Source organism: Novosphingobium profundi, assembly GCF_020524485.1.
Taxonomy (GTDB): Bacteria; Pseudomonadota; Alphaproteobacteria; order Sphingomonadales; family Sphingomonadaceae; genus Novosphingobium; species Novosphingobium profundi_A.
The window spans coordinates 269,554-296,534 of the sequence record NZ_JAIVLF010000001.1; the positions used below are offsets into that span (position 1 = coordinate 269,554).

The 26,981-nt window shown below is 67.5% G+C and carries 20 protein-coding genes; 5 read left to right on the forward strand and 15 right to left on the reverse strand.

The features are described 5' to 3' along the window. Positions 1–69: 69 nt before the first annotated feature. Together LC060_RS01175 and LC060_RS01180 are read right to left on the reverse strand one after the other, a co-directional pair. Complete coding sequence (locus LC060_RS01175) at positions 70–1,650, reverse strand: alginate export family protein (RefSeq protein WP_226631993.1); 1,581 nt, start codon at positions 1,648–1,650, stop codon at positions 70–72. A 40-nt stretch (positions 1,651–1,690) separates the two neighbouring features. Beyond that, positions 1,691–2,698 (reverse strand): MBL fold metallo-hydrolase, encoded by a 1,008-nt coding sequence (locus LC060_RS01180; protein WP_226631994.1) that lies wholly within the window; start codon positions 2,696–2,698, stop codon positions 1,691–1,693. Between the two features lie 151 nt (positions 2,699–2,849). On the opposite strand from LC060_RS01180, the gene LC060_RS01185 reads away from it, so the two are divergent. Next, positions 2,850–3,500: a TetR/AcrR family transcriptional regulator gene (locus LC060_RS01185; protein WP_226631995.1), complete on the forward strand. Its 651-nt coding sequence runs from the start codon at positions 2,850–2,852 to the stop codon at positions 3,498–3,500. 24 nt (positions 3,501–3,524) lie between these two features. Here LC060_RS01185 and LC060_RS01190 read toward each other — a convergent pair whose 3' ends face one another. Then, the gene (locus LC060_RS01190) at positions 3,525–4,949 is read right to left on the reverse strand and encodes a sensor histidine kinase (RefSeq protein ID WP_226631996.1); all 1,425 of its coding nucleotides are present in this window, start codon (positions 4,947–4,949) and stop codon (positions 3,525–3,527) included. Next, on the reverse strand, positions 4,939–5,604 hold the full coding sequence (locus LC060_RS01195; protein ID WP_226631997.1) for a response regulator transcription factor: 666 nt from the start codon (positions 5,602–5,604) through the stop codon (positions 4,939–4,941). The genes LC060_RS01190 and LC060_RS01195 overlap by 11 nt, the downstream gene beginning before the upstream one ends. A gap of 106 nt (positions 5,605–5,710) precedes the next feature. On the opposite strand from LC060_RS01195, the gene LC060_RS01200 reads away from it, so the two are divergent. The 3 genes from LC060_RS01200 to LC060_RS01210 all read left to right on the forward strand — a co-directional run bounded on the left by LC060_RS01200 (position 5,711) and on the right by LC060_RS01210 (position 9,767). After that, complete coding sequence (locus LC060_RS01200; RefSeq protein WP_226631998.1) at positions 5,711–6,787, forward strand: ABC transporter substrate-binding protein; 1,077 nt, start codon at positions 5,711–5,713, stop codon at positions 6,785–6,787. Beyond that, positions 6,788–8,317 carry an OprO/OprP family phosphate-selective porin gene (locus LC060_RS01205; protein ID WP_226631999.1) on the forward strand — a complete coding sequence of 510 codons (1,530 nt, stop codon included), beginning with the start codon at positions 6,788–6,790 and terminating at the stop codon, positions 8,315–8,317. Positions 8,318–8,411: 94 nt separating this feature from the next. Further along, entirely contained in the window at positions 8,412–9,767 is a 1,356-nt protein-coding gene (locus LC060_RS01210) for a CitMHS family transporter (RefSeq protein ID WP_226632000.1), read from the forward strand. Positions 9,768–9,842: 75 nt separating this feature from the next. Here LC060_RS01210 and arsB read toward each other — a convergent pair whose 3' ends face one another. The 8 genes from arsB to LC060_RS01250 form a co-directional block, all read right to left on the reverse strand. Beyond that, positions 9,843–10,916, reverse strand: a complete 1,074-nt coding sequence (gene arsB / locus LC060_RS01215) for an ACR3 family arsenite efflux transporter (RefSeq protein ID WP_226632001.1) — start codon at positions 10,914–10,916, stop codon at positions 9,843–9,845. Between the two features lie 95 nt (positions 10,917–11,011). Further along, complete coding sequence (locus LC060_RS01220) at positions 11,012–11,344, reverse strand: ArsR/SmtB family transcription factor (RefSeq protein WP_226632002.1); 333 nt, start codon at positions 11,342–11,344, stop codon at positions 11,012–11,014. A gap of 235 nt (positions 11,345–11,579) precedes the next feature. Beyond that, entirely contained in the window at positions 11,580–13,766 is a 2,187-nt protein-coding gene (locus LC060_RS01225; protein WP_226632003.1) for a TonB-dependent receptor, read from the reverse strand. Between the two features lie 321 nt (positions 13,767–14,087). Further along, positions 14,088–15,824, reverse strand: a complete 1,737-nt coding sequence (locus tag LC060_RS01230; protein WP_226632004.1) for a tannase/feruloyl esterase family alpha/beta hydrolase — start codon at positions 15,822–15,824, stop codon at positions 14,088–14,090. Between the two features lie 38 nt (positions 15,825–15,862). Further along, the gene (locus tag LC060_RS01235) at positions 15,863–17,026 is read right to left on the reverse strand and encodes a M20 aminoacylase family protein (protein WP_226632005.1); all 1,164 of its coding nucleotides are present in this window, start codon (positions 17,024–17,026) and stop codon (positions 15,863–15,865) included. Between the two features lie 30 nt (positions 17,027–17,056). Further along, a complete protein-coding gene (locus tag LC060_RS01240; protein ID WP_226632006.1) occupies positions 17,057–18,451 on the reverse strand; it encodes a DUF3100 domain-containing protein in 1,395 nt (464 codons plus the stop codon). 3 nt (positions 18,452–18,454) lie between these two features. Then, positions 18,455–19,993, reverse strand: a complete 1,539-nt coding sequence (locus LC060_RS01245) for an aldehyde dehydrogenase family protein (protein ID WP_226632007.1) — start codon at positions 19,991–19,993, stop codon at positions 18,455–18,457. Positions 19,994–19,998: 5 nt separating this feature from the next. Next, positions 19,999–20,865 carry an NAD(P)-dependent oxidoreductase gene (locus tag LC060_RS01250; RefSeq protein WP_264191647.1) on the reverse strand — a complete coding sequence of 289 codons (867 nt, stop codon included), beginning with the start codon at positions 20,863–20,865 and terminating at the stop codon, positions 19,999–20,001. A 114-nt stretch (positions 20,866–20,979) separates the two neighbouring features. Here LC060_RS01250 and LC060_RS01255 point away from each other — a divergent pair, with 114 nt between their 5' ends. Then, a complete protein-coding gene (locus LC060_RS01255; RefSeq protein ID WP_226632009.1) occupies positions 20,980–21,903 on the forward strand; it encodes a LysR family transcriptional regulator in 924 nt (307 codons plus the stop codon). A gap of 2 nt (positions 21,904–21,905) precedes the next feature. Here LC060_RS01255 and LC060_RS01260 read toward each other — a convergent pair whose 3' ends face one another. The 3 genes from LC060_RS01260 to LC060_RS01270 are packed head-to-tail and all read right to left on the reverse strand — an operon-like array spanning position 21,906 to position 26,971. Then, positions 21,906–24,155 carry a PQQ-binding-like beta-propeller repeat protein gene (locus tag LC060_RS01260; protein WP_226632010.1) on the reverse strand — a complete coding sequence of 750 codons (2,250 nt, stop codon included), beginning with the start codon at positions 24,153–24,155 and terminating at the stop codon, positions 21,906–21,908. Continuing rightward, a complete protein-coding gene (locus tag LC060_RS01265) occupies positions 24,148–25,959 on the reverse strand; it encodes an FG-GAP repeat domain-containing protein (RefSeq protein ID WP_226632011.1) in 1,812 nt (603 codons plus the stop codon). The genes LC060_RS01260 and LC060_RS01265 overlap by 8 nt, the downstream gene beginning before the upstream one ends. Continuing rightward, on the reverse strand, positions 25,946–26,971 hold the full coding sequence (locus LC060_RS01270) for a sugar phosphate isomerase/epimerase family protein (RefSeq protein WP_226632012.1): 1,026 nt from the start codon (positions 26,969–26,971) through the stop codon (positions 25,946–25,948). The genes LC060_RS01265 and LC060_RS01270 overlap by 14 nt, the downstream gene beginning before the upstream one ends. Positions 26,972–26,981: the final 10 nt, after the last annotated feature.

Genomic DNA, 26,981 nt, shown 5'->3' on the forward strand with positions numbered 1-26,981 from the left:
GTCTTCCTCTCCCCGACACGGCGCGGACAAGGGGCGCAGGCGCCTGCGCCAGGAGACCGCGCACCGCCATCAGAAGCGCAGCGTCAGACGTGTCTGGAGAAAGAGGTTATCGCCATAGCCCGCGCGTGTCAGGACCTTGCCGGCATCGACGTAGTTGGCGATGCCCGAGAGCACGACATGCGGGTCGGGGGACCAGTCGATCCGGGCGCGGGCGATGTTGGCAAGGTGGCGTCCTTGCACATTCTGCGTGCCCGCATAGACGACCGCGTTGCCGCGATAGGCTGCGTCGTTTTCATTCGGGCGCCAGTAGAAGCCGACTTCCGTCGCGACCTTGAGCGTGGGGGTGATGGGGAGACTGAGTGTGGGGGCCACGCCCATCACGTTGCTCGCGCCGATATAGTTGTCGTCGCTGAAGATGATCGTGGCGTTGTAGAGGATGTTGAAGGCACCGACCTTGCCGTCGGCGGCGTAGCTGCCACCGCCCGAGGCGTAGTCGGCGTGAAAGCCAAGGCGCGGGGCCTGCTTGCCCGTGCCCAGTGCCACGGACTGCCGGGTGGAGAGCGCCCAGGCGTCGACGGGCCGTCCGGCGAAGCGCCCGTCCTGCTTCATGGCGCTCCAGTCGAAGGCAACGCGCCCCCAGTGGCCCCACAATCGCGCGCCCCAGGTCTCGCGCCGATCCGATCCGGAAAGGAGGCCGCTGGTGCGCTGCTCACGGGTGTAGTGGTAGTAGAAAGGATCGAGGTAGATCGCATTGTTGTGGCCCTGCGCATTGTCCCGGGCGAGGAGCAGGCTGGCGATGCCGCCCGAAAGGGTCTCGCCGTTGCCGATCCCATCGTCGAAGACCCCGTTGCCCTGCGCGGTGGGGGTGAAGTCGAAGACGGTGAAACGTACGCGCGACCAGTCCATCGAGAGCCGTGCGCCGTTCATCGAGACGCGGATGTTGGGGTTTTCGCGCGGGCTGATCAGGAAGCGCGGCCCGTCGAAGAACTCCTGGCGGCCGATCGTGATGCGCGCCACGCCCGAGGCCACTGGCGCGCGGAGCTCGGTGAAGAGCTGCTGGACGATGAGGTCGTTTTCCCAGACCGGTACGTGGCGGGTCTCGTTCGTGCCGAAGATGTGGCCCGAGACGAGCTGGCCGTAAATGCGCACGGCAGGCCCCAGACGCAGGTCGGCGGCCAGGTTCGTGCGCGAGAGCCATTCAGTACGGCTGCGCGTGTCGTTGAGGAGCGGCCGCGTCGAATGGCTGACACTGGTGCGTTGCCCTCCGCTCAGCGACAGGGTGACATTGCCGTCCCCATCGAGCGGGATCGCCTTGAGCGGCGCGAAGCGGTCATCGGGGGCTCCCTCCTTGCCCATGAAGCGCCAGTCCTCGGCGCCGCGCAGCAGGCGGTAGTGTGGGCCAAGGCGTGGGCCAAGGCCGTCCGCCTCGACAGGGAAGGGCGAGGCAAGCGCGTCCTTGTCCGCCGGAGCGGGGGTGGGCACCGGGACGCCTTTCGGCTCGCTCTCGGTGCGGTTGGCGGGCAGGTCTGCCGTTGGCCCGGCGCTGTCGGCCGCGAAGGCGACAGTGGGGACAAGGCCGGGCGCGACAAGTCCCAGCGTCAGGCATCCGGCCCACCCGCCAACGCGCCATCCCTTGCGGTGGCTGCGCATCAGGTTTCTCCCGTTAGATCTATGGCCTTGGGTGTCTGGGTTATCCCAGCGCAATATTCTGGAGGTCGTGGCCGACAAGGATCTCGCCCGCGTAGTTGGTGGCGGCGGCCTCCTTCCACATGGCGTCGGTGATCCACTCCATGTCGCCGGGCACGAAGTGGGTCAGCACCAGCTTCTTGGCGCGGGCCTGCGTCGCAATCTTGCCGACATCCTCCGCCGACGTGTGCGAATTGAGGATGTGGTTGCGGAATGCTTCGCCTTGCTGGGCGCGCTTCACGAGGGCATCGACGCCGGGGATATAGAGCGTCTCGTGGACGAGGACGTCACAGTCGCGCGCGAATTCGGCGAGCGCGGGGTTGTAGGCGGTGTCGCCCGAGATGACGATGCTGCCGTAGGGGGTCTCGAAGCGGTAGGCGAGGTCCTTGATCGGCGGGTGCGGGGTGGTGAGCGCAGTCACCCGAACCACACCGTCGTCCATGACTAGCCCCTCCCTGGCGTCGAATTCATGGACTTCCAGGAGTGTAGCGGGATCGGTGCGGCCCTCGTCCGCGATGCGGGTGTGGATGTCGGAACTGTGCGTGGCCCAGTAGTTGCGCGCCATGTCGGCAAGGCCCCTGGGGCCATAGGCGTCGATCTTCTGGCGCAGGTCGCCTGCGACCCAGGTGTTGTAGACGAGGTTGCCGAATTCCAGTTCGTGATCGGAATGCATGTGCGAGATGAAGATCGCGCGCATCTTGGCCATGTCCAGGCCAGCCTTGAAGGCCTGTGCGCTCACGCCCATGCCGCAGTCGATGATGTAGACGTTGCCGTCGACGACGATGGCATTGGCCGGGTTCGAGCGCGTGCCGCCGACGCGCGGACCGCCCTTGGTGCCCAGCAGCACGAGCCGTGCGCCTTTCTCGCTGGCGGCCTCGGAGGCGCCAACCGAACCTGGCTGGGCCAGCAGTCGCGCGCCGGGAAGGGCGAGCATGGCTCCGGTGGCACCCATCAGCGAGGCGCGCAGCAGAGCGCGACGGCCAAGGACGGGGGGATGGAATTGGGGCTTCATCAGGACCTCTCCACGCGTTTTTATCTGACCCTTTGCGGGCTGCTTGAGGGCCGATTTACAGGTCACGGCGACGTGCGTCAATACGAATAAGAATCTGGTTCTGTTTTGTGTGGCGTGGACACGGCCGCCGAGATCGGCGATGGCTCGCACGATGAACACGCCGTCAGACGATCTCGACGAGGACTTCGAACGCGCCGGTGTCCCGCGCGCGCTGCAGTCGCGCAGCCGCCTCCTGCGCGACACCCTGATCCGGATTTCGCTGGATATCGCGCGGCGTCGTTCCTTCGACGATGTCGGCATCGTCGAGATATGCGGGCAGGCCGGATGTTCCACGGGGGCCTTCTACGCCCGATTTCCCGACAAGCTGACACTGTTCAAGGCGGTAATGGTCATGGCGGCGGCCGAATCGCGCCCCTTGCTCGAGACAATCGTGCGCGAGACGCCCTTTCCGGATATCCTTGATCGGTTACTGGCCGAACAGGTGCGTCGCTTCGACGGACAGGACGCTTTCTTCCGTTCTGCGTTCCGGGTCAGCCTGGTCGACCCGGAGGCCTGGGAGCCGTTTCGTCGTAACGCCCGCAACCTGGCCTCGGTCTATCTCGAACGGGTCCGCGCGGAACCGGGCGTCGTTGCCGAGAGCATCGATGAAGGCCGCATCCGCTTTGCCTTCCAGGTCATGTATGGCGTTCTCAACAATACCGTCAGTAACCAGCCGGGGCCCTACACGTTCGCGGATCCGGCCTTCCCGAGATTGCTCGGGATCGCGATGCGCGAAACGATGGGCCTGCAGCTGCGCGCCTGAGACGGCGCGATGTGAGGCGTGGTTTCAGGCGCTTGGGGCCTGCGGCATCGCCTCGACCGGGGCCGCAAAGGCGATCGTGACGCGAAGGCCGGGGGTCATGGACTCGACATGGACCGCCGCGCCGACACGCTGCGCGGCCGAGCGTACGATGGCAAAGCCTAGCCCGCTGCCGCCGGGACCTGAGCCGGGCTGAAAGCGCACGAAGCGCTGACCAAGCTGCGCCATGTCCGCCTCGGCAAGGCCGGGCCCGCGGTCGGTGACCGAGAGGGCGCCTTCCTGCGTGATCGCAATCTCCACCTCGCCCCCGCTGCCGCCGTAGCGGATCGCGTTGTCGACAAGATTGGAGAGCATCTCGAAGACCAGCGTGCGGTGCGCCCAGACCCGGACCGGTTCGTCGGGGGCATCGAGCTGAAGTTCGACACGGCCTGCGATGGCCTGTCCGATGCGCCGGTTGATGACGGCGACGGCCACTTCGTGCAGGTCCACCTGTTCGCGCTCCGGCTCCACACCGGCTTCCTCGGCACGGGCGAGGGCAAGAAGCTGGGTCATCAGGTGTTCGAGGCGATCGGCGGCATCGGCGATCTCGCGCAGGGCATCGGGATCGCCGCGCCGGGCCAGGGCCAGTTGCACCTTGAGCGTGGAGAGGGGCGTGCGCATCTGGTGCGAGGCATCGGCGGTGAAGCGGCGCATGCCCGCCGTCGCCGTATCGAGGCGTTCGAGCAGGCTGTCGAAGGCGCGCGAGAGGGGCACTAGTTCGCGCGGCAGGGGCCCCGCATCGAGCGGGGACAGGTCGGGCGCGGCCCGGCGCGAACGCCGCGCGACCGCTTCGCGCAGGCGCGCAAGCGGGCGCAGGCTCCAGCCGAGCGCAGGGCGCAGGAGGAGGACGGCAAGGCCGATCAGAAGCGCCTCGCCCAGCACCAGGGCAAGGATCAGACGGCGGCCGAGCGCGCGGCGGTGCTCCAGCGTTTCCGCGATCTGGACCGACACCGGCGCGGCGATGCCGGGGAGGTGCCGGTGCAGTTCGGCGATGCGGATGACGCGCCCGCGAAAGGTGGCGAAGCGGTAGCTGGGCTCGCTTGTGACATCGCCGGTTTCCAGGGCTGGCGGGCGCGCCGGGGGTAGCCCCGGGTCGCCCGTCAGCGTTTTCGTGCCCACCGCGACCCGGTAGAACACGGCATCGCGCTGCGGGTTTTCGAGCATGCCGAACGCGGCGGCGGGAAGGTCGAGCGTGACCTCGCCCCGTTCGGCCTCGACCGTTTCGGCGATGGCTCCCAGTGCGCCGCCCAGCACGCGGTCGTTGGCGCGGCGCACCGCGTCGGTGACGATGAGCGCGCCGATCACGCCCAGGACGATGGCAACGCCCACCATCGGGCCGAGCATCGCGACGAGCAGGCGCGTGCGCAGGGCCGGAGTGGGGGCCGGAATGGGGGAAGTTGCCTCAGCCGACATCGAGCAGGTAGCCGACCCCGCGCACTGTCCGTATGGCGGGCCCGTCCGGGGCCAGCTTGGCGCGCAGGCGCGTGATGTGGACTTCCAGGGCGTTCTGGCCGACCGGTTCGTCGAGCCCGAACACCTCGCCCTGAAGGACCTGACGGGTGACCAGCTGGCCTGCGCGGGTGGCCAGAGCGTCGAGTACGGCGGCCTCGCGGCGGCGCAGGTCGAGCGTGCGCCCGGCCACGCTGGCCGCTCCCGTCGAGCGGTTGATCTGCAAGGTGCCGATGGTGAGTTCGGGGGTGGGATCGCCGCCCCGGCGGCGACCGAGCGCGCGCACCCGTGCTTCCAGTTCTTCCGGCGCGAAGGGTTTGCGCAGGTAATCATCGGCGCCCAGGTCCAGCCCGCGCACCCGGTCATCGAGCGCATCGCGCGCGGTGAGCATGAGCACGGCCATGCGTTCTCCCCGCCGCCGCAGCGTGCTCAGCACCTCGAAGCCGTCGATGTCGGGCAGGCCCACGTCGAGGATGAGCGCGGCGTAGGGTTCCTGCTGCGTGAAGAGCAAAGCGTCCTGCCCGCTCGCGACGTGATCGACAGCGTGGCCGGAGCTGCGCAGCAGGTTCACGAGGCTGCGGGCGAGTTGATCGTCGTCTTCGACAAGGAGGATGCGCAAGGCGGGAAAGACCCCTGAAAGGTTGCTGACAGCAAGTTTGATTAGATCGACGCCACTGGCGGCTTACCCGACGCAAGGTGCGGGGAGCGAGAGGAGCTTGAGTGTCGTGCGTTCATACCTGATTTTCGGTGTCTTCCTAGGGGGGCTGGCGGCTTTGGCTTTTCTGGTCTGGTCGTATCTCGGCCAGGATGGCGAGGCGGCGCGTGTGGCCCGGGCCCTGCGCGAAGGGGGCGTGGTCGAGGTCTACGCAAATGTCGATGCGGACGCCATCACCCCGCTGATCGCCGCGTTCGAGCGCCGCAGTGCGGGCATTAGGGTGCGTTACCATGACCTCAGCGCCGATGCGCTCGATGCGCGTTTCCGCCGGGAGGCCGATGCGGGCAAGGTGGGCGCGGACATTGTCTGGTCCTCGGCCATGGCCATGCAGGCCAAGCTCGTCAACGACGGCTATGCGCAGACTTATGCGAGCCCGGAAAAGGGGGCGCTTCCCGCAGAGACGGTGTGGAATGACCAGTCCTACCGCATCACCGCCGAGCCGGTTGCCATTGCCTACAACCGCGAGCAGGTGGCTGAGCAAGAGCTTGCGCGCACCCATGCGGCCTTTACGCAGATGCTGCGGGCGCGGCGCACGGATCTTGCCGGCAAGATCGCGACCTACGATCCCGCGCGCTCGGGGATCGGGTACCTCTTCCTCACCCAGGACCTCGCCGCGACACGCGACACGCAGGCCCTGCTCGAGGCGATGGGGGCAACCCGGCCGGTCCTGATGGAGACCACAGGCGCCATGCTCGATGCCGTGGCGCGCGGCGATGTGACGTTTGCCTACAACGTGGTGGGTCCTTACGCCGAGGAGCGTGCCAAGGCCGATCCGCGCATCGGCGTGCTCTACCCTGAAGATTATTCCATCGTGGCCTCGCGCGTGGCCTTCATCGCGCACGGTGCCCCGCATCCGGCTGCCGCGCGCCTGTTCCTCGATTTCCTGCTTTCGCGTGAAGGCCAGAACATCCTCGCGCGGGCCGGACTGCCGCCGGTGCGCGGCGATGTGGCCCCGCCGCGCCTCGCTCCCGGACAGGCCCGCGCCATTCCCGGCGGCCCCCGTCTTTTCGTCAATCTCGATCCGATCAAGCGCCAGCGTGTCCTCGACACGTGGAACGCCGCGCTTGCCCAAGGAAAGTCCCCCTGAATGCGCCTTCTTCCCACCAGCTGCGCGCTCGTTGCCCTAGTCGCGGCGAGCCCGGCCCTTGCCCAGACCCCGAGCCGTGAAGACCTGGCCGATCTTGTCCGCCGCCAGGCCGCCGAGATCGCCGAATTGCGCAGCCGCGTCGATGAGATCGCGACCCTGCGCGCGCGTGTCGAGCAGCTTGAAGGCCAGGGTGAGGCCGATGCCGTGCAGCTGGCGGCTGGTTCTGCGCCCCAGGCTGAGGTCGAGGCCGAGACAAAGACCAAGGATGCCGCAGCGAAGACCGTGCACGTGGTCGTGACCCCGCCCTACGCACCGCAACTGGTGCCGCCGGGCCCGGCCGAGCGCGACATCGCGCGGGCGCGCTCGGCGAACCAGGCCGACGTGACCACCGAATGGGGCGCTGGCCTTCCTGTCTTCCATTCCGCTGACGGCCAGTACACCTTCAAGCCGCGCGGGCGCATTCTGGCCGATGTCGGATCGACCTTCGGATCGGACCACGATGGGCGCAATCTGACCACCACGGGCATGCGCGCGCTGCGGCTGGGCTTCGAGGGCGGTGTGGGCACCCATTTCTTCTACCAGATCGAGGCTGACTTCTCGGAGAACCGGGCCGAGATCATGACCGCCTACATGGGCTGGCGCGACAGTCTGAGCGAGGACGTCAGCTTCGATCTTCGCATGGGCCACCTGTTCAACGACCGCTCCTTCGATGGGGCGACGGGCTCGGATTCGACCGCCTTCCTCGAGCGCAGCGTGGTCCCCAACACGGTGGTCCCCGAGCGCGGCTATTACGGAGTGGGCGCGATGGGCCGGGTGTTCTTCCCGGGCGGGCACGTCTCGCTCTCGCTCACCGGTGACCGGGTCGACGGCGACCAGAGCGACAGCGACAGCCGCACGGTCATGGCGCGCGTGCACGTGAACCCGCTGCGCTCCAAACGCGGCGCGCTGCACCTGGGCGCCTGGGGCTTCGACGAGGCGCTGGCCTCTTCGGCGACCGACCTGACACGCAACACCTTCATGGGCACCCGTTTCAACGGGGCCCTGCGGGTCTCCACCGGGCCGCTGCCCGATGGCACCGGCACGACCGGCTACGGTCTTGAATTCGGTGGCTACCAGGGACCGGTCTGGTTCATGGCCGAGGCGGGCGAGCGCCACGCCCGGCGCGCCGGGGGACCGCCCGATTTCCGCACTCGCGCCTACAGCGCCTCGGCAGGCTGGTTCGTGACGGGCGAACTGCCGCCCTACAACCCGCGCACCGGCAACTTCGGGCAGCCGCACGTGCGCAACCCCGTCTTCGGCGGGGGCTCGGGCGCGCTGGAGCTGACCAGCCGCTACGAGGAAGTCTCGTTCCGCAATATTCCCAATCCCGCTGACGGCTGGACCGCGACGCTGGGAGCCAACTGGTACCTCAACAGCTTCACGCGCATCCAGCTCAACGGGATCTACTGGAGCATCACCGACGCCGCCGGCCCTTACGCCGGAAGCGACAGCGGCCAGACCCTCGCCGCGCGTCTCGGCGTCACCTTCTGACCGCAGCCCGGGCGCGCGGCCTCCCCCGCGCGCCTCTTCGGTCCTTGTCGAAATACCGCATTAAAACAGGCCAAAAGGCCATCAGGAGAGTTTCATGTTAGCCTTCTTCGGACTTCTCACGGTCGTGTGCGTCGTCGGCCTGCTGCTGGCGCGGCTGGCCTCGCCGATCGTCGCGCTCGTGCTGGTCCCGCTCGTGGCCGGACTGGTCTACGGCTTCAGCCCCGAGGCGATGTCCACCTTCTTCGGCGATGGCCTGGCGCGGGTCATGCAAGTGGCGACGATGTTCATCTTCGCCATCATCTTCTTCGGCGTGCTGCAGGACACTGGCTTCTTCCGCCCCTTCATCAACGGCCTGATCCGGGTGACACGCGGCAACGTGGTCTACGTGGCGGTCGGCACGACGCTGGTGGGGGCCTGCGCGCACCTGGACGGGGCAGGGGCGACGACGTTCCTTCTCACCGTTCCCGCGCTGCTGCCACTTTACCTGCGCCTGGGCATGAGCCGCTATCTCCTGCTCATGCTGCTCGCGACGGGGGCCGGCATTGCCAACATGCTGCCCTGGGCCGGGCCGCTCGGCCGTGCTGCGGCGGTGACCGGCATCGAGGTGACCGAACTGTGGCGCCCGCTCATTCCGGTCCAGCTCGCTGGCATTGCGCTGCTCGCGGTTCTCGCCGTGTTCCTCGGCCTTCGTGAGCGCCGCCGGATTGCCGCGGCAGGTTCGCCCGAACAGGCCGTGCTGGAGGCCGATGGCACCCACATCGCGCACGTCGATGGGGCCGGGAAAGCCACCCGTCCCCAGGCCGCGCCGGAGCTGAGCGAGGAAGAGCAGGAACTGCTGCGCCCGCGCCTGATCTGGCTGAATGCCGCGATCTTCCTGGCCGTCCTGACCGTGCTCGTCGCCGGGATCCTGCCTGCGGCCTATACCTTTATGATCGGCCTTTCGGTGCTCCTTACCTGCAACTACCGCTCGATCGACGAGCAGATGAAGCGGGTGCGCTCCCACTCGGGTCCCGCGCTGCTGATGGGCGCGATCATCCTGTCGGCAGGCAGTTTCCTCGGCGTGCTCGATGGCAGCGGCATGCTCAAGGCCATGGCCGAGGCGCTGGTCGACTTCCTGCCGAGCTCGGCCGTCTCCATGCTGCATATCGTGATCGGCTTCTTCGGGCTTCCGCTCGAACTCGTCCTCAACACCGATGCCTACTACTTCGGACTGCTGCCGGTGGTGCTCCAGGTCGTCGAGCCGGTGGGCGTCACTCCGCAGGCCACTGTCTATGCCATGATCATCGGCAACATCATCGGCACCTTCATAAGCCCCTTCTCGCCCGCCATGTGGCTGGCGCTGGGTCTGGCCCAGGCCGATATCGGGCGCCACATCCGCTATTCGCTGCTGACGATGTGGGCCTTCTCCATCGCGGTCTTCGGCATCGGCTGGGCGCTCGGCCTGTTCTGATCGCAGCGGCCTTGAACCACCCATGAAAAAGGAGCCCCGGGACATCGCGTTCCGGGGCTCCTTTTCGTGTAAGGCTCAGCCGCGTTCCTCTGCGGGGACCGTGTCGGGAAACCAGCGCCGCCCGAAGCGGAAGGCAACGCCCACCAGGAGGATCAGCACCGGCACTTCCACCAGCGGGCCGATGACGGCGGCAAAGGCAACGGGCGAAGCCAGCCCGAAGGCGGCAATGGCGACCGCGATGGCCAGCTCGAAGTTGTTGCCCGCCGCGGTGAAGGCAACCGCGGTGGTGCGCGGATAGTCGCTTTCGATGAGGCGCCCCATGAAGAAGCTGATGGTGAACTGGATCACGAAGTAGATCGTGAGCGGGATCGCGATGCGCAGCGCATCGCCGGGCAGGGCCAGGATCTCGTTGCCCTTGAGGCTGAACATGGCAACGATGGTGAAGAGCAGCGCGACCAGCGTGACAGGACCGATCCTGGGCAGGAAGCTGCCTTCGTACCAGGCGTTGCCCCGTACGCGCACGAGGACCTTGCGGGTCAGGAACCCGGCGGCAAAGGGAATGCCAAGATAGATCAGCACGGCCTCGGCAATGGTCCAGAAGCTGACGTCGATGACGCTCCCCTCCAGCCCGAACAGCGGCGGCAGGACCGACAGGAAGAACCAGGCGTAGACGCTGAAGAACAGAATCTGGAAGATCGAGTTGAAGGCAACGAGCGCGGCAACATACTGGTTGTCGCCTTTCGCCAGCTGGTTCCACACGATGACCATGGCGATGCAGCGGGCAAGGCCGATGAGGATCAGGCCGGTCATGTATTCCGGCGTGTCGGACAGGAACAGGACGGCGAGCGCGAACATCAGCACCGGCCCGATGATCCAGTTCTGAACCAGCGAGATCGCGAGGATGCGCTTGTCGTCGAGGATATGGGGGAGTTCCTCATAGCGCACCCGCGCCAGCGGCGGGTACATCATCAGGACGAGCCCGATCGCGATGGGGATGTTGGTGGTCCCCCACGAGAGGCCGTTGATCGCCGCGGGCAGGCCCGGGATGGCCGAGCCGAGCGTGACGCCTGTCGCCATCGCAAGGAAGATCCACAAGGTCAGGTAGCGGTCGAGAAAGGCGAGGCGCGCGCGTGGGGCGGGTGCGGACATGGTCGAAAGAAACCTTCTGGGATCAGCGGGAGGAGGAGGCGGGGAAGTGAGGCGGTGGGACCGAACCTTTCGGGCCAGGCGCACCGCAACCAGCCTCAGCCACAGGATGTGAGTTCGGCAACGAGTGGCTGACAAAGCTCGGGGTGGCCCTGGCAACAGTCGGTCGCAAGGAACAGCATGAGGCCCTTGAGCGCGGTGATATCGGCGCGCTGGATGTTCTGGCGCCCCCGCTTCGCGCTGCGCACGAGCCCGGCCTTTGCCATGACCGCAAGGTGCGAGGAGAAAGTGCTCTGGCTCAGCCCCGAGGCTTCGACCAGCGCGCCGGTGGCCAGGCCTTCGGGCTCGTGGCGCAGCAGCAGGCGAAAGGCCTCGAGGCGCGTGGGGTGGCTGAGCGCCGAGAGTATGGCGAGGGCGGCATCGGAATCCATTCATCGACTTTATTCGATGAGAGGGGCCGGGGCAACCAGGGATGGGGCAATGATGCAAACGTCGCGATGCGCGTGCCCCTCTGCACGCGGCCAGTTGCGGGGAGGCGTGTGTCGGCCGAGGCCCGATACAAGAAGGCCCTTCCTGCAGGTGTACAGGAAGGGCCCAAGTCAGGGTGATTCCAGACGTGGGGATCGCGACCCGGAAGAGGTGGGCCGCGCTCCCCTGGCTGAAAGCTTAGAACTGGTAGTCGAGGCTCAGCGCGACGGTGCGCGGCTGGGCGGGAACTGCGCGGATGCCGAAGTCGGGACGGAACGGGTACTGCATGCCCACGAACGAACGCTCGTTGAAGAGGTTCTGGACCGAGAGGCGGGCGTTGAGATCGCCGATCTCGGCTCCGACATAAGCCCCGGCAAGGGTCAGCGAAGGGAAGGGGTAGTAGGCGCCCCGGCTCTCGAAGAAGTTGTCGTAGGGGCTCTTGTAGGAGATGTTCGCACCTGCCAGCGCGGTGAACCCATCGAGCGGTTTGCGGTAGTCGGCGGCAAGCGACCACTGCCAGTCCGAGGAAAGCGGGAGGCGGTCGCCCGCCATGCCACCCGACTGGGGCACATCCTCGTCCAGCGAGGCGTCCTGATAGTTCACGGTGCCCGAGAGGCGCAGTTCGTTGGTCAGGCTGATCCCGGTGCTGAACTCGACGCCGTCACTCGTCGCTGAACCACCGTTGTCGACGAAGATGCAGGTGTTGTCGCCCTGCTGCTGGCTGACGTTGAGCTGCATGCCCTTCCACTTGATGTGGTAGGCGGTGAGCTCGAAGTTGACCTTGTTGCCGAAGATCAGGCCCTTGAGGCCCGCTTCGTAGTTGTCGGTACGGTCAGGATCGCTCGCGGCGGGAATGTCGCACGAACTGGTCGGGCTGTTGAAGGCGCCGGGACGGTAGCCGGTGGCGAAGCGGCCGAAGGCCATGAGGTCGGGGTTGAAGTGGTAGCGTGCATTGACGCTCCAGATGCCCACGTCGACATTGCCGGTATCGGCCGGGTTGGTGCCGCCACCGCTCAGGCCCGAGGACGTGGCTGCACCGGTCTGCTTGTAGTTGGTATAGCGCCCGCCAAGGCTGACGTCGAAGGCCTGGGAGAACTTGTAGGTGAGGTTCGCGAAGGCCGCCATTTCCCGGTAGCGGTAGCGCGAGCGACCCGAGTTGATGTTGATGTCGTCGCGCAGCTGGCCATCGGCGGTGTAGGCGTCGTTGGCGGTGTCCTCGCCAGCGCGCTCGTTGGTGTAGTAGGCGCCTACGGTGTATTCGAGCGGTCCGGTGTCATCGGAGACAAGGCGCGCCTCGCTGGTGAACTTGCGCAAGGTGCCGTCGAGCGCGAAGAGCACGAAGCCATCCGGGTTGTAGAGCTGCGCGTCCGAGCCCCAGGTCATGTCCTGATTGAGCAGGGTGTCGAGCTTGGCCCAGCCCGCCGAGAGGGTCAGCGTGGCGAAGTCGAACTCGTAGTCCGCGCCCAGCGTCATGTTGGTCGTTTCCTGCGAGATCGTCGTCGGGAAATCGGAATAGGTGTCTTGCGGACCGTAGACGAAGTCGAGGTCCTGCGAGACCAGCACGGTCGCGACGTCGTCGGCGGTGCCCTTCTGGTAGAGGACGCCGGCCTGGATCGAGAGGCGGTCGGTGGCCTGGAGCAGCGCGGCGAGGCGCCCGCCGTAGCTTTCCGAGCTGTTGGCGTTGGCCTCACCCGTGCCCACGTTGTCGATGTAGCCCGGGGTGTTCGAGTAGAACGCGCTGCCGCGCACGGCGAGCACGCCCTCGATGACCGGCACGTTGAAGGCGCCGCGCGGCGAGACGTTGAGACCACCTCCGCCGTGGGTGTAACCAAGGTTCGTGCCGACACGGCCCTCGAAATAGTCGAGATCGGGCTTCTTGAGCGTGTACTTGATCAGGCCGCCCATCGAGTTGGCACCGTAAAGCGTGCCCTGCGGACCGCGCAGGATCTCGAGCGCTTCCAGGTCATAGGGCTGGATGTCGAGGGTGAAGAGGTTGCCGCGGCCCGCAGCCGTGGAGGAGCCAACCGGAAGGTCGTTGATGTAGGTGGCGACGAGCGGCCCGGCGAAATCGTCGAGGAAGCTCCCGGCAAGGCCGCGCAGCTGGATGCTGTTCATGCCCGGCCCGCCGTAGTTCGAGATCGAGAGACCCGGAACCGAACCGACGAGGTCGGAGAGCTGGTCGACCTGGGCGGCTTCAAGCTTCTCGCCCCCGATCGAGGTGATCGAGGCGGGCACGTCGATCGAGCGTTCCGAACGCTTCTGTGCGGTCACCACGATGTCATTGCCGATGGTCGGGCCCGCGTCCTGGGCCTGTGCGGCCGGCGAGGCGGCGACGAAGGCGGCGCTCGTCAGGAGCATGGCGGTGAGTGTGAGAGAATGCTTCATGCGCGTTGTGACCCCCCTGGTCTTGGCATTGTTCTGTTCCCGCTCCCCGCGGGATGCCCGGACTATCACGTGCTTTGCACAGGCTAGGAACAGCATGGGAGAGACCGCAGCGTTGCCCTGAGCGCAACACTGAAACGCGACCTGACCGAATAGCCGCAGTTTGTTTCAGGCCCGCGGCAGTTCCGGGTTGATTTCTGTCGTCGCGGCGAGGCGCGTTCGCGAATGAAACCCGAAGTTGCTTGGAAAACGGCGAAGGCCCGCGCCTGCCGAAGCAGGCGCGGGCCATAGTTTTGGTGGAACCTGAGGCCGGGGCGTGTGCGGTCAGGGGGCGTTGAGATAGCGCGGGGCGGGTGTGGGCACGGTGCCCCGCTGGCGGACGGTGCACTGGTAGCTCGTCGCCGAGCTGCGCTCCCCGCCGGTGTAGGCCGGGTAGGCCGGGTAGGCGCACAAGGGACGCTCGGCCGTGATCTGCGAGCCGGTCTTGGCGAGTTGCTGCGCAACCGGGCTGGGGGCCTTGTTGGTCTCGACCCAGTCGAGCAACTGCAAGAGGATGTCGTTGCGGCGCTGCGTGGGCACGCGCGATCCTTGTCCGAAGTGGCCGAAGCCGGCCCCGCCTTCGCAATGGCCCATACCGGGCGCGACGTAGTAGCGGGCAAAGCCCTGGGTCGCGGCAAGGTCGGACCCGTTGGCGGCGACGAGACGCTCGTAGTAGTGCAGCGTGTCAGGATAGGGAATGTGCGGGTCGGCCGAGCCGGTATAGAGGACGAGCTTGCCGCCCCGGTTGCGGAACTCGGAAAGATCCGCGCTGTTCGAGTTGAGGTAGGACGCGCTGTTGGCATCGACGGCATCGAGATCGCGGTCGAAATCGAAGGTCCGGTAGTCGTACCCGTTCCCGAAGGTCCAGTTCCACGTATAGGTGTCGATGTTCTGCCAGAACGGCTGGCCATGGGCGAGCACGCCCGACCAGTCGACGCCGAAGGGGACGCCCGCAAAGATCCGCTCGCCCGTGCGTGGGTTGATCGGCCCCTGGTAGAGCTGGCCCAGCGCATCGAACTGCGCGTGGGTCAGGCAGGTGTCGGCATCGCTGCCTTGCGGGCAGATCGGCAAGGTGGTGATGTCGAAGTCGCACTGGCGCGGGTCGGTCAGGAAGTCGTCGCCGGCAAGGCCGCCATCGCGCCCCGCGCAGGACTCCAGGACCTTGTCGTGGACCATGGCGAGCTTGGTCTGGGTCAGCCCGCCGCGGATCGCCTGCTGCACGTGGAAGTTCCAGAGGAAATAGGCGTGGAGGTGGGTGCGATTGTTGGCCGGTGCTCCCGCCAGAATGCCGTCGTAGTCGGCCGGATAGCGCTGCGCGAGGGCGAGCGCTTCCTGTCCTCCGGTCGAGCAGCCTTCGAACAGCGACGTCTTCGGGGCCTTCCCGTAAAGTGTGCCGATCAGCGTCTTGGCCGCGCGCGTCATCTGGTGGTCGGCGCGGTGGCCGAGGTCGACCGCGCTTTCGGGGCGCGCGGTGGCGGGAAAGATTGTCGCCTTGTCCGAGACAGGCGAAGTGCCAAGGTCGCTGTTGGCGACGGCGAAGCCCCGGTGCAGGCCTGCGGCCATACCGAAGTAGGAAATCGCGCCGCCCGGCCCTCCGTTGCCGGTACCCAGGAAACGCGCGTTCCAGGTCTCGGGCGATGGGAGCCAGACCTCGACGTGGATCTGCGAGCCGCTGACCGGCGCCATGCGCACACGAACGCGGCAGAACGGAGGCAGCGGCGTTTCGGCATGGGGTGGCAGGGCCTGGCCGCCATTTCGTCCCAGGAAGGCGGCGGCGGGGGTGTCGCGGATGGGATCGGCAGACAGGACCTCGCCTCCCGCCAGCGAGGTTGCCGTCAGGTCCCGGCAGTCCTGGGCAAAGGCGGACGAGGCAAGCGGCTGTGTCCCTTGGGGCAGGCTGGCGAAGACCGGCATGGTCGTGACCGGCTCCTCCTCGCGGGCGCTGCCGGGGGACAGCAGCGCCAGGGCGCAGAGGGAAGCCCCTGCAAGCGACAGGGCGAAGACAGGCGTGCGGGACTTCATGGATTACCCCTTGCGGCAGGCGGGACAGGTTGCGGCGGTCAGGCGCCCAGTTCGCGGCGTACCAGCGTGACCCAGAACGCGGCGCCGGTCGTGAGCACGTCGTCGGCAAAGTCATAGGCCGGGTTGTGCAGCGGGGCGGCATCCTCGCCGATGCCGAGCCAGGCGTAGGCGCCGGGACAGGCTTCGAGGAGGAAGGAGAAGTCTTCCGAGGCCATCGAGGGGCGGAAGCTGCGCGCGACCTTCTCGGCCCCGAGCAGGGCCTGTGCCGCGTCCGCAGCGATACCTGCTTCGGCCTCGGCATTGATCGTGGCGGGGTAGCCGGCGTTGAGCTCGAAAGAGGCGCTGCAGCCGGTCATCGCCTCGAGGCCTGCACAGATCTCACGCACGCGCGCATGCGTCGCACGGCGCACCTCGCCGGAATAGCAGCGGATCGTGCCGCGCAGTTCGAGGCTTTCGGGAATGACGTTGTCGGCCTCGCCCGCGTGGCACTGGGTCACCGTCAGGACGAGGCTGTCGGCCGGGTCGGTGGTGCGGCTGGCGATGGTCTGGAGGGCAAGGACGAGCTGGGCCCCCGCGACCACCGGGTCCTTGGCGAGGTGGGGCATGGCGGCGTGCGCGCCCTTGCCGGTGACGGCGATGCGGAAGGTGTCGAGCGAGCCCATCATCGGCCCGGGCTGGACCGCGATGTGCCCCTTCTCGAGGCCCGGCCAGTTGTGCATCGCGTAGACGCTCTGGCAGGGGAAGCGGTCGAGCAGGCCATCCTCGATCATCGCGCGCGCGCCGCCTCCGCACTCCTCGGCGGGCTGGAAGATGAAGTGGACGGTGCCGCGAATGTCGGGATCGGCGGCAAGCACCCGCGCTGCGCCAAGCAGCATCGCGGTGTGGCCGTCATGCCCGCAGGCATGCATGACACCGGGCGTGCAGGAGGCATGCTCACGCCCCTCGACGTGCTCGTGGATGGGGAGCGCGTCCATGTCCGCGCGCAGGCCGATCGTCGGGCCCTCGCCGCGCGAGAGGGTGGCGACAAGCCCGGTGCCCGCGATGCCGGTGGTAACGACGAGGCCGATGTCTTCGAGAACTTCGGCCACGAGCGCGCTGGTGCGGTGCTCCTCGTAGGCGAGTTCGGGTTCGCGGTGGATACGGCGGCGCAGGGCCAGCATTTCGGCGCCTGCGAGACGTTCGACTTGGGCGATGAGGTCCATGGCAGCGTGGGCCCTTGTGTCAGACGGGTTTCAGAGAGGACGGTGTTCGAAGAACTGGGCGATGATCGTGGCCCCCAGGAACGTGCCCGCATTGGCGCAGAGCGAGACGAGTACGATACGCCATCCCAGGCGCCGGAAGGCGGGAATGTCCTTGGCGAGCGACAGTCCCGCAAAGGCGAGGATCGGCGTGGAGAGCGCCATGAAATTGAGGCGCTCGGTCAGGGAGGCAATCGTCGCCGACCAGGGCATGGCCGGGTAGGTCGCTAGAATGCCGAAGAGCGAACACCACAGCACCACCGGCAAGCGCACCGGCAGGAGGCGGGCAATGAGCGTTGCGAGCGCGGCAACACCCACGGTTGCGAGCGCGGCGAGTGCGGTCAGGCCATCGAAGCTACCCTCGTAGTTGAGCGCATTGGCCAGGATCGCCATGAGGGCGCAGCCCGCCCAGCAGGCGACAATGCCCCAGGGGCCGATGTCTTTGCCTTCCTCGAAGTCGGGCGCTTCGAGGTCCTCGTCCTCGCTCGCCACATCCGGCTCGAGCGCGCGGTGCGCCTTGCGGCCCCGGCCCAGCAGGGGCTCCAGCACCCGGTAGGCGAAGATCGTGGCGGGCAGCGAGATGAAAAGGGTGAAGTAGGTCCCCACGGTCGTGGTGATGATGTTGCTGGCGGCGGCGAAGGCGGCGATGTCGCGCGCGACTTCCGGCGGGTGCTGGGCCGCGACGGCGCCCGCAGCCGCCGCCATCATGCTGCCCGAGCCCACTCCGGCGCCCATGGCAAGGGCAATCGGGTCGAACACGTCGAGAGCGGTCAGCACCGAGGCCAGTACCGCGATGAAGACCGCCCCGAACACCGTCCCTGTCAGATACTCGGCCAGGACCCCGCGCCCTTCCGGGGAATGCATGCCGAAACGCTCGGCGATGATCGCGAGGCTGGGCTCACGCCCGACCGAGAAGGTCGCGCCAATGGCCTCGCGCTTGATGCCGAGCAGCAGGGCGACGGGGAGGCCGAAGACCATGGTGCCGAGGAAGTGCCCGAATTCCTGGAATATCAGGCCGGTGCCGGACTCGATCACGCGTGGCACCGAGGTGCCCACCATCAGGCTGAGCTTGGCGACGAACAGCATGAGCGCGAACTGCAACAGGTGCGAAGCGCGGGCCTGCAATGCGTGAGGCAGGCCAAGGGCGGCGGGCAGGCGCGGGGATAGCGCGCCCCAGCCCGCGCCCAGAAGGAGGGCCCAGAGCAGGGGCAGGAGGACGACGGCACCGACCGGCAAGGGTATCGAGACCGGCCCCAGGACCTCGGCGACGAGGACCAGGGCGATCATGCCAAGCAGCAGCTTGGCCATGGCAGCGGGCGCGCGGGCGCTGCGGCCCGCTCCTGCGGCCTGTTCCCGCGCCGTTGCGCGTGCGGTCGATGCCCCCGTCATCGCTTAGCTGCCCAGGCCGGGTGCGTAGCCGAAGGCGGTGGTGGGCACGCGGGCGGTCTCGACCCAGACGCTCTTCATCTGGGTGTATTCGCGCAGGACGTCGATCCCGCTCGATCGCCCGTACCCGCTCTCGCCGTAGCCGCCGAAGGGCGAGGCGACGTTGATCGTCTTGTACGAGTTGATCCAGAAGGTGCCCGCGTTGACTTGTGCTGCGACCCGGTGCGCGCGGCCCACGTCCGCAGTCCAGACCGCGCCGGCCAGACCGAAGCGGCTGTCGTTGGCGATCGCGATGGCCTCGTCCTCGTCGTCGAAGGGAATGGCCGCGACGACCGGACCGAAGACCTCTTCCTGCGCGACCTTCATCGCGTTGGTGGCGTTGGCGATGACGGTGGGAGGAACGAAGAAGCCCTCCTCGGGAACCGGCGCCTTCGGTCCGCCCAGGCGCGCGCCGCTGTTCAGAGCGTCCTCGATCATGCCGGTGACGTGTTCGTACTGGCGGCGGTTGTTGATCGGGCCGACCTCGGTGTCGTCGGCAAGGGGATCGCCGACGCGGATCTGCGCGGCGCCCTTGCCGACCAGTTCGACGAACTCGTCGTGGATCGAGCGATGGACGAGGAGGCGTGAGCCGGCGACACAGCTTTGCCCGGCGCCCGCGAAGATCGCGGCCTGTGCGCCCAGCGCGGCGGCACGAAGATCGGCGTCGGGAAAGACGATGTTGGCCGACTTGCCGCCCAGTTCTAGGACCGAGGGCTTGAGCAGTTCACCGGCGGCTGCCGCAATGCGCCGACCGACCATGGGCGAGCCGACGAAGACGACCTTCTTGACTTCGGGTGCGGCGAGCGCGGCCTGGCCGGTGGTGTGTCCAAAACCGACGAGAACATTGAGCACGCCCTTGGGCAGTCCCGCCTCTTCGGCGATCTTCGCGAGCGCGAGCGAGGTGAAGGGAGTGCGTTCGGAAGGCTTGAGCACGACCGCATTGCCCATCGAGATGGCTGGGGCCACCTGCCATCCGCCCGTGAACAGCGGTGCGTTCCAGGGGGTGATCTGGAGGATCACGCCGAAGGGCTGACGCAGCGTGTAGTTGAGGTGGGTGGAGGGGACGGGGATCGTCTCGCCGTGCAGCTTGTCGGCCCATCCGGAATAGTACTCGAACATCTCGGCGACCTTGAGCGCCTCGCCGCGGCAATCGCGCAGCGGCTTGCCCGCGACCAGCATCTCGATGGTGGCCAGCTTCTCGATGTTCGCGCGCACGCCCGCGGCAATCGCCTGCATCACGCGGCCGCGGCCGGCGGCGGGCATCGCGGCCCAGGCGGCCATGCCTTCGGCAGCGGCCTTCGCCGCGGCGCGCGCCACGTTCTCACCCGCATCGCGCACGGCGATGAGCGGCGTGCCATCGACCGGGTTCTCGATGGTGAAGCTCTCGCCCTCGCCGGACAGCGCGGCGCCGCCGACGTGCGAGTGCCCCGCCTCGCCCTCGTTCCAGAAGGCGGCGAGGGCCTCGGCCAGTGCGGCCTTGCGATCGGTCAAAGTCATCTGTTCCATTCGCCTCAGTCCTTCAGCACCGTCTTGACGATGCAGTTGAAATCGCTCTCGTCGGCAACCGTGTCCTCGCTCTGTGCCCACTGGGCGATGGTCGAGGCCATCATCGCGAGGTCGAGCCCGGCCTCGCCGATGAGGTCGCGGGCCAGGCGCACGTCCTTGCGCATCAGCTTCATGGTGAAGCCGGAATCGAAATCGTCCGAGAGAATCCAGCGCGGGAAGTTCACCTCGGTCACGCCGCTGCGCCCCGATCCCGAATTGACGCCGGTAATGACGTCGCCCGCCTCGATGCCATAGGCCTGGCCCAGGCGTACGGCCTCGGCACCGAGCAGCAGGTTGGCGGCGCACAGCGCGTTGTTGATGATCTTCACCGCATGGCCCGCGCCCACCGGCCCGACGTGGGTGCGGATGCGGGTCATGGCATCAAGCACGGGCGCCACGCGGGCGATGTCCTCTTCCTTGCCCCCCAGTACCATGCCCATCGCGCCGGTATTGGCTGCGGCCGGTCCACCGCTGACAGGGGCGTCCACGAAGGCGATCCCGCGTTCGGAGAGGCGCGCTGCAAGCGCCTTGCTGGTGTCGGGGTGGGAGGTGCTGGTGTCGATGAGAACCAGCCCCTCGCGACCGCTCAGGATCAGGCCCTGGTTGCCCGCGACGACGTCTTCGACGATGGCCGCGTTGGGAAGGCTGAGAATGATGGTCTCGCAGCGCGCGGTGAGCTGCGTGGGCGCGCTGCACACCGTGAAATTGTCACCAAGCTCGAGCACTGTGGCGTCGATGGCCGGATCGAGACCGAAGACCGTATACCCGGCGGCGACGAGCGTGCGGGCCATGCCGCTGCCCATGGCTCCCAGACCGATGATTCCGACGTTCATTTGTCCTGCAAACTCCATTGTTTCAGCCAAGTCTAGGCGAGGCCGGAGGAGGCGAAAGGGTGTTACCTCCCTGCTCGTGTTGCATTCAGGGCAACGGCAGGTCATGTTCCCGCCATGCTGCTTGATGACCGTTGGATCACCTATCTTCACGAAACCGTTCAGGCCGGGAGCGTGCGCGCCGCAGCCGACAAGCTCAACATCAATGCCTCCGCGGTCAGCCGCCAGATCTCGGTGATGGAGCGCAAGCTCGGCGTGAACCTGCTCGAACGTCACAACAAGGGCGTGCGGGTCACCGAGGCGGGTGAGCTTCTGCTCGACTACCATCGCCGCCGCCTTGCCGATGAAGAGGACACGATCGGACAGATCGGGGACTTGCGTAACCTGCGGCGGGGGCGGATCTCGCTGGCCATGGGCGAGGGTTTTGTCGGCCTTGTGAGCGCGGGCAGCCTCAGGCGCTTCACCCGTGACTTCCCGTCAATCTCGATCTCGATGGAGACGGTGGGGACCAACGATGCCGTGCGTATGATCTATGAGGACACGGTGCATATCGCGCTGGTCTACAGCCCCCCACGCGATCCGCGCCTGCGCAGCCATGTGTCCGTCAACCAGGCCGTGTCGGTGATCGTGACGCCCGATCATCCGCTGGTGCAGCGCAGCGGTCCGCTGCACCTGGCCGATCTCGTCGACTATCCGCTGGCGCAGATGCAGAAGGCATTCGGCATTCGGCAGGTCGTGCAGAACGTCGAGCAGACCGAGGGCATCCGTTTGACGACGCAGATGAATTCCTCGTCCATCGCCGCGCTCAAGAGCTATGCAGAACACTGCGAAGGGGCCACGCTTCTGCCCGCCTTCACGGCGGCGCAGGAGATTGCCGAGGGGCGCCTCGTGGCCCTGCCTATCCAGCACCGTGCGTTGACCGGCCATGCCCACGTGGTCAGCCGTACGGGCCGCGAATTGCCCTCGGCAGCCAAGAACTTCCTGCGCTACCTGATTGCCGACCTTCAGGAACTGAGCCGCTCGTCCGCCTTTTCCGCCTGATCTCAGCTGCCGGCAGGCAAGCGGAACGCCAGGAGCGTGTTGCGATAGGCCTCTTCGGCATGGCCCGGGCCCATCTGCATGGGGCCAGCCCCGGAGGCTGTCGCGGCGATAAGGAGGTACTGGTGCCCCTGCCAGGCGTAGACGGCCGGTATGGCCTGGGGCTGGGCGGGCAGCGGGTAGCTCCAGATGACGCGCCCTGTGTCCGCGTCCCATGCCCGCAGCATCCGGTCGGGAGTGGCGGAAAACAGGAGCCCGCCTGCTGTGGCGATCAGGCTGGCCTTGGGGATCGAGGCGCCGGTATCGGCAAGGCCCCGGGCCTCGGCTTGGGGATTGGTGCCGTATGGGACCCGCCACAGTGTCGCCCCGCTTGCCATGTCATAGGCGGTGAGTGTGGACCAGGGCGGGCGCACGGCTGGCAGGCCGCTGTGATCGAGAAGAAAATTGTAGCCGCTGAAATAGGGTTGCGGCCGTCCCCGTGCCGACACGGGCTCGCGGGTGTCGTGGATGCCATCCCCCGTCTCGGCACCTGTAAGGGACGTGTCCCCGGGCGTTGCGGCCAGAGGTAAGGCGAGGACCGAGGGCGTTTGCGCGGCGGCGTCGAGAAGCTCCCGAAGTGCTGTGACCTGCGCGTCGGGGAGGGCGGTAAAGGAGGGCATCTGGCCGCGCCCTTCGCGCAGGGTCGTGGCGAAGGCCGAGGCCGTCAGGCGCGCGGTGATACCAGCCAGAGGGGGAACCATGGGCGGCTGTCCCCTGGCATCGGCGCCATGGCACCCCGCGCATTCCTGGGCATAGAGCGCGGCGGGAGACGCGGCGAGAACCGAGCGCGAGGCGGGCGGGCGGCGCCGTTCCAGCTTGAGCAGAGCGGGCTGGTCGAGCGAGGCGACGTAGAAGCGCGCACGTGCCGGATCGACCGCGCCGTTGCCGAACTGTCCACCGCCATGGTTGCCGGGGAACTGGATCGTGCCTCGCAGACTGGGCGGGGTGAATATTCCCTCGTTCCGCGCTTGCGTGATGAGCTGCGCATAGGCGCTGCGTTCGGCCGGATCGAGAAGCGGGCTAAGCTCCTCGGCATCGATCTTCTGGCGCGCGAAGGGAGCGGGAAGGGTCGGTATCGGCTGGGTCGGTGAGGCCGCTTCGCCGGGCACGTCGCTGGCGGGCACGGGGGTCTCGGGAATGGGGAAGAACGGTTTTCCGCTCGTGCGCTCGAAAGTGTAGACATAGCCTGTCTTGCCCGCGAGCAGCACGATATCTACGGGGCTGCCCCCGCGCATGACCGTCAGCAGCTTGGGGGCCTGCGCATTGTCGTAGTCCCAAAGATCGTGGTGGACGGTCTGGAAGTGCCACCGGCGCCGCCCAGTACGGGCATCGAGGGCGAGCAGCGAGTTCGCGTAGAGGTTGTCGCCCGCACGATCCGCGCCATAGAAATCGTAGGTCGCCGAGCCTGTCGGAACGAACAGGATGCCGTTCTTTGCATCCAGCGTCAGTTCGCCCCAGGCATTGGCCCCGCCCACATAGGGGCGAGGCGGACGCGGCCATGTCTCGGCTCCGGGGTCTCCGGCTGCGGGAAGCGTGCGGAAGGTCCAGGCCGGGGCACCTGTCACAACATCGTAGGCGCGAATGTCTCCGGGGGCCGCGCCGTAGGCTTCGCCGGTGCTCGAGCCCACGATGATGAGGTTCTCGAATATCCGCCCCGGTGTCGCAGACTGGATCTTGCCGACCTCTTCGCGTGGGCGCCCCAGGCCTTCGCGCAGGTCGACCCGTCCGTCCGCCCCGAATTCGGCGATACGCGCACCCGTGTCGGCGCGCAGCGCGATCAGCGCATCGTCCACGGTGCTCAAGATGCGCGGGGGGTGCCCATTGCCCCCGGGCCAGTAGGCAACCCCGCGGGCTTTCCCGGCGCTGTCGGGCGCGCGCCATATTTCATGTCCGTCGGCGACGTGGAGCGCTACGACGGCGTCATCGATCACGGTGTAGATCCGCTCTCCCACGACGATCGGGCTGGTCGTGTTCGGGTGCGGGGATACCGGTAGCTGCCAGGCCACTTCGAGCTGCGCCACGTTGCTGCGATCGACCTGGGCGAGGGGGGAGAACTGGGCGCTCTCCGGGCTGCCGCCATAGGCGGGCCAGTCGGTTTGCATCGAGGAGGTGGCTTTCAGGGCGGTGTCGGGCATGGGCGGCAGCGTGCTGCATCCGACAAGGGCCATGAGCGTCCCAAGGCCAAGGACGCGGGGCAAGGCGTGGCGATCAGTCATGTGGCGGATCTCCCTCGGCGATTTCCCGGTGCGCGCGGGGAAGGCCGGTGTTCACGAACAGGAATGTGCCGTGGCGTCCCGATACGGCGATGTCGGTACGCCCATCGCCGGTCAGGTCTCGCGCCACGATCTGGGTGCCCACGCCGGCGCGGTTGCTGAGGAGCTGCGGCTCGAAGCGGATGCCGTCTGCGCTGCGGACCTGGCGAAACCAGTACAGGACAGGGGGCGCGTCGGGATCCGGGTCGAGCTCGGACTGGAGGTGCGCCCACCAGCGTTTGCCCGAGACTATGTCGGTAAGCCCGTCGCCATCGATGTCCGCAACGGCAAGGGCATGGGCCTGGGAAAACAGACGCGGCCGATCGGGATGGGCTGCGGAGCCGAGCACGGTGTGCCGGGTGAAGCGCGGTGCGTCGCCGGTATCCGGCATGGCTTCGAACCAGCCCAGGCCCCAGCGGTGGGCATGTTCGATACTGACGACGTCGTTGCGGCCATCGGCGTTGATGTCCACGATCGGCATTTGCGCGCCGAAGCCGAAGTCCTGCGGATGGAACGTCCACGTCCCCCCCGGGGTGTGCGGCGCGCGCCACCAACCGGTGCTGCTGGCGATGTCGGGGCGTCCGTCTGCGTCGATGTCGCCCACGCCGAGGCCGTGGCTGCCCCAGGGACCGGGCGGGGCAATTGCGGTGAAGCGCCAGGGGGCGGTCGGATCGGCCGTGTTCGGCCCGGCGTATCCGAATTCGAGTGAGCGGCCCTCGCCGCGCCGGGCAAAGACCAGTTCCGGGACCCCGTCGCCATCCATATCGGCGAGCTGCGCGGATTCCGAGGCTACTGAGGGAATGACCACATGGGGCTCCCAGGTGCGCGACTGCGCTCCGGGATTGACGTAGAGGATCGCGCTTTCGCCTGGCAGGCCGAGTTCGAGGACGTCGGGCAGGCCATTGCCGGTCCAGTCCTGTGCAAAGGCCATGATCGCGTTCTGGTAGGCGCCCGGCCCCTGCGGGCGGGCGGGGTAGATCTCGCGCGTGCGGGTGAAGTCGGGGCCGAAGTAGATCTGCGGGCCTGCCACGATGTCGAGGTGCCCGTCACCGTCGAAATCGGCGCTTGTGATCGCTTCGCCAAGGAACAGGTCGTTGAGGACGAGACGCTGGAAGGGCGCGCCGACGACTTCTTCGTGGCGCTTGCCGGAGAGGAGATCCTCGAAGGCGGTGAGGCGCCAGTTTACGGTCTTCGCGCCATGTACAGGGAGATCGAAGCGCACGCGGACCGGACCGGTCGCTGCGGGCATGGCCAGGCCATAGGGACGCAGCGGTTCGTCGTCGAAGCGCAGCGCCAGTATGTCGCGGCGCACGCGCAGTTCGATCCGGTGCCATCCCGGTGAGGCCTTGTCCCATTCGGGAACGCGCAAGGGCCCGCGCGGAGGGGACGCGGGCACCGGCGTGAAGCCGCCCTGGCCCGCACGTCGCGGGATTCCCGCCCCATCCTGAAACGGATTGGGCGCGTCGCCGAGGGGGACCTGCGCCCCAGTGGCCGGATCATCCACGCGGTAGGCCCAGCGGTCCGCATCGGCAAAGGAGACGTGGACGGCGGGAGCGTCGGGCTCCACCGGTTCGAGCCACAGGCCTCCGGCACAGCCGCTGGGACACGCGAGTTCGAGCGTCAGCGCGAAATCCTCGACCACCTGTTCGGCAGCGCGTGCGGCGTCCGCCGGGGGGCTGACCGGTGCGGCCGCGAGCGCAAGGGGCGCGCTCGCCAGCATCAGTACCCGCGCCAGGACGCGGGAGGGGGTAGGACTAGTTCGCGGCATCGAAGTTCTCCAGTGCCGAGCCGATGGTTCGGGCCATGGCCTTTGCGGCCTCATCCGCACAGAACCAGGCGGGCGTCTCTCCGAACAGTTCGATCGAATAGAGCCCGCGGAAGCCCAGCTTCTCGCTTGCCTGTACGATCCGGGCGATGTCGTAGCTGGTCTCGGTATAGGTGCGGTCGAAGGCCATGCCCTTGGCCGAGACAAGGTGGAGCCAGGGCGCGAGCAGGCGCGTGGTTGCAAGCACGTCGTCGGTTCCGGTCGGTGCGCTGTTGCCCCAGTCGACGATCACGCGGCAGCGAGGATGGTCGAGGCGGTCGAGAAAGTCCGCGACGAGCTCGGCATCGCGGCTGGGACCAAGGTGGTTCTCGGTCAGCACCAGCATGCCCCGAGCCCCCGCTTCGTCCGCCAACTCGCGGAAGGAATCGCAGGCCGCGTCCATGGCGAAGGGCGCCTGTGCGCGCGGGGCCCCGAGATTGACGCGGATCGAGGGAGCCCCCAGGCGCTGCGCGATATCAAGCCATGTGCGGGCGGCCCGGATCGCCGCGGCCCGCTCTTGCGCGTCGGGGCTGGCCAGGTTGTGCGGGTTGTCCACCTGGATGTTGCAGACCGGGCAACCGGCGGCCTCGCTGCGCGCGCGCAGCGTGTCGAGATAGTCCGCAGAGGTGTCGGGGAATTGCAGCGACCACAGCTCGATGTGCGGCAGGCCGAGGTCGCGAGCCACGAAGTCCGGGGCGTCGAGGAGCGAGGTTCGATCTTGTGAGCGGGTCTCTTTCGCGCGGGCTCCGAAGGGATAGCGTGCGCGCAGCGAGACCGTCGTGATCGCAAGACGGTTACCGCTGGAGACCTGTGGTGGCGTGGCCGCAAAGGCGCGGGCTGGTGGCAGGAGAGCGAGGGTTGCCGCGACCAGCGCACCTTGCAGAAGTTCACGTCGGGGCAGAGGGCGCCTGCGGGAACAATCGGCATCGGCAGGCCAGGGGGCAGGCAAGGGGCGGGCGCAGGCTGCAGGAAACATCGCGTCATCC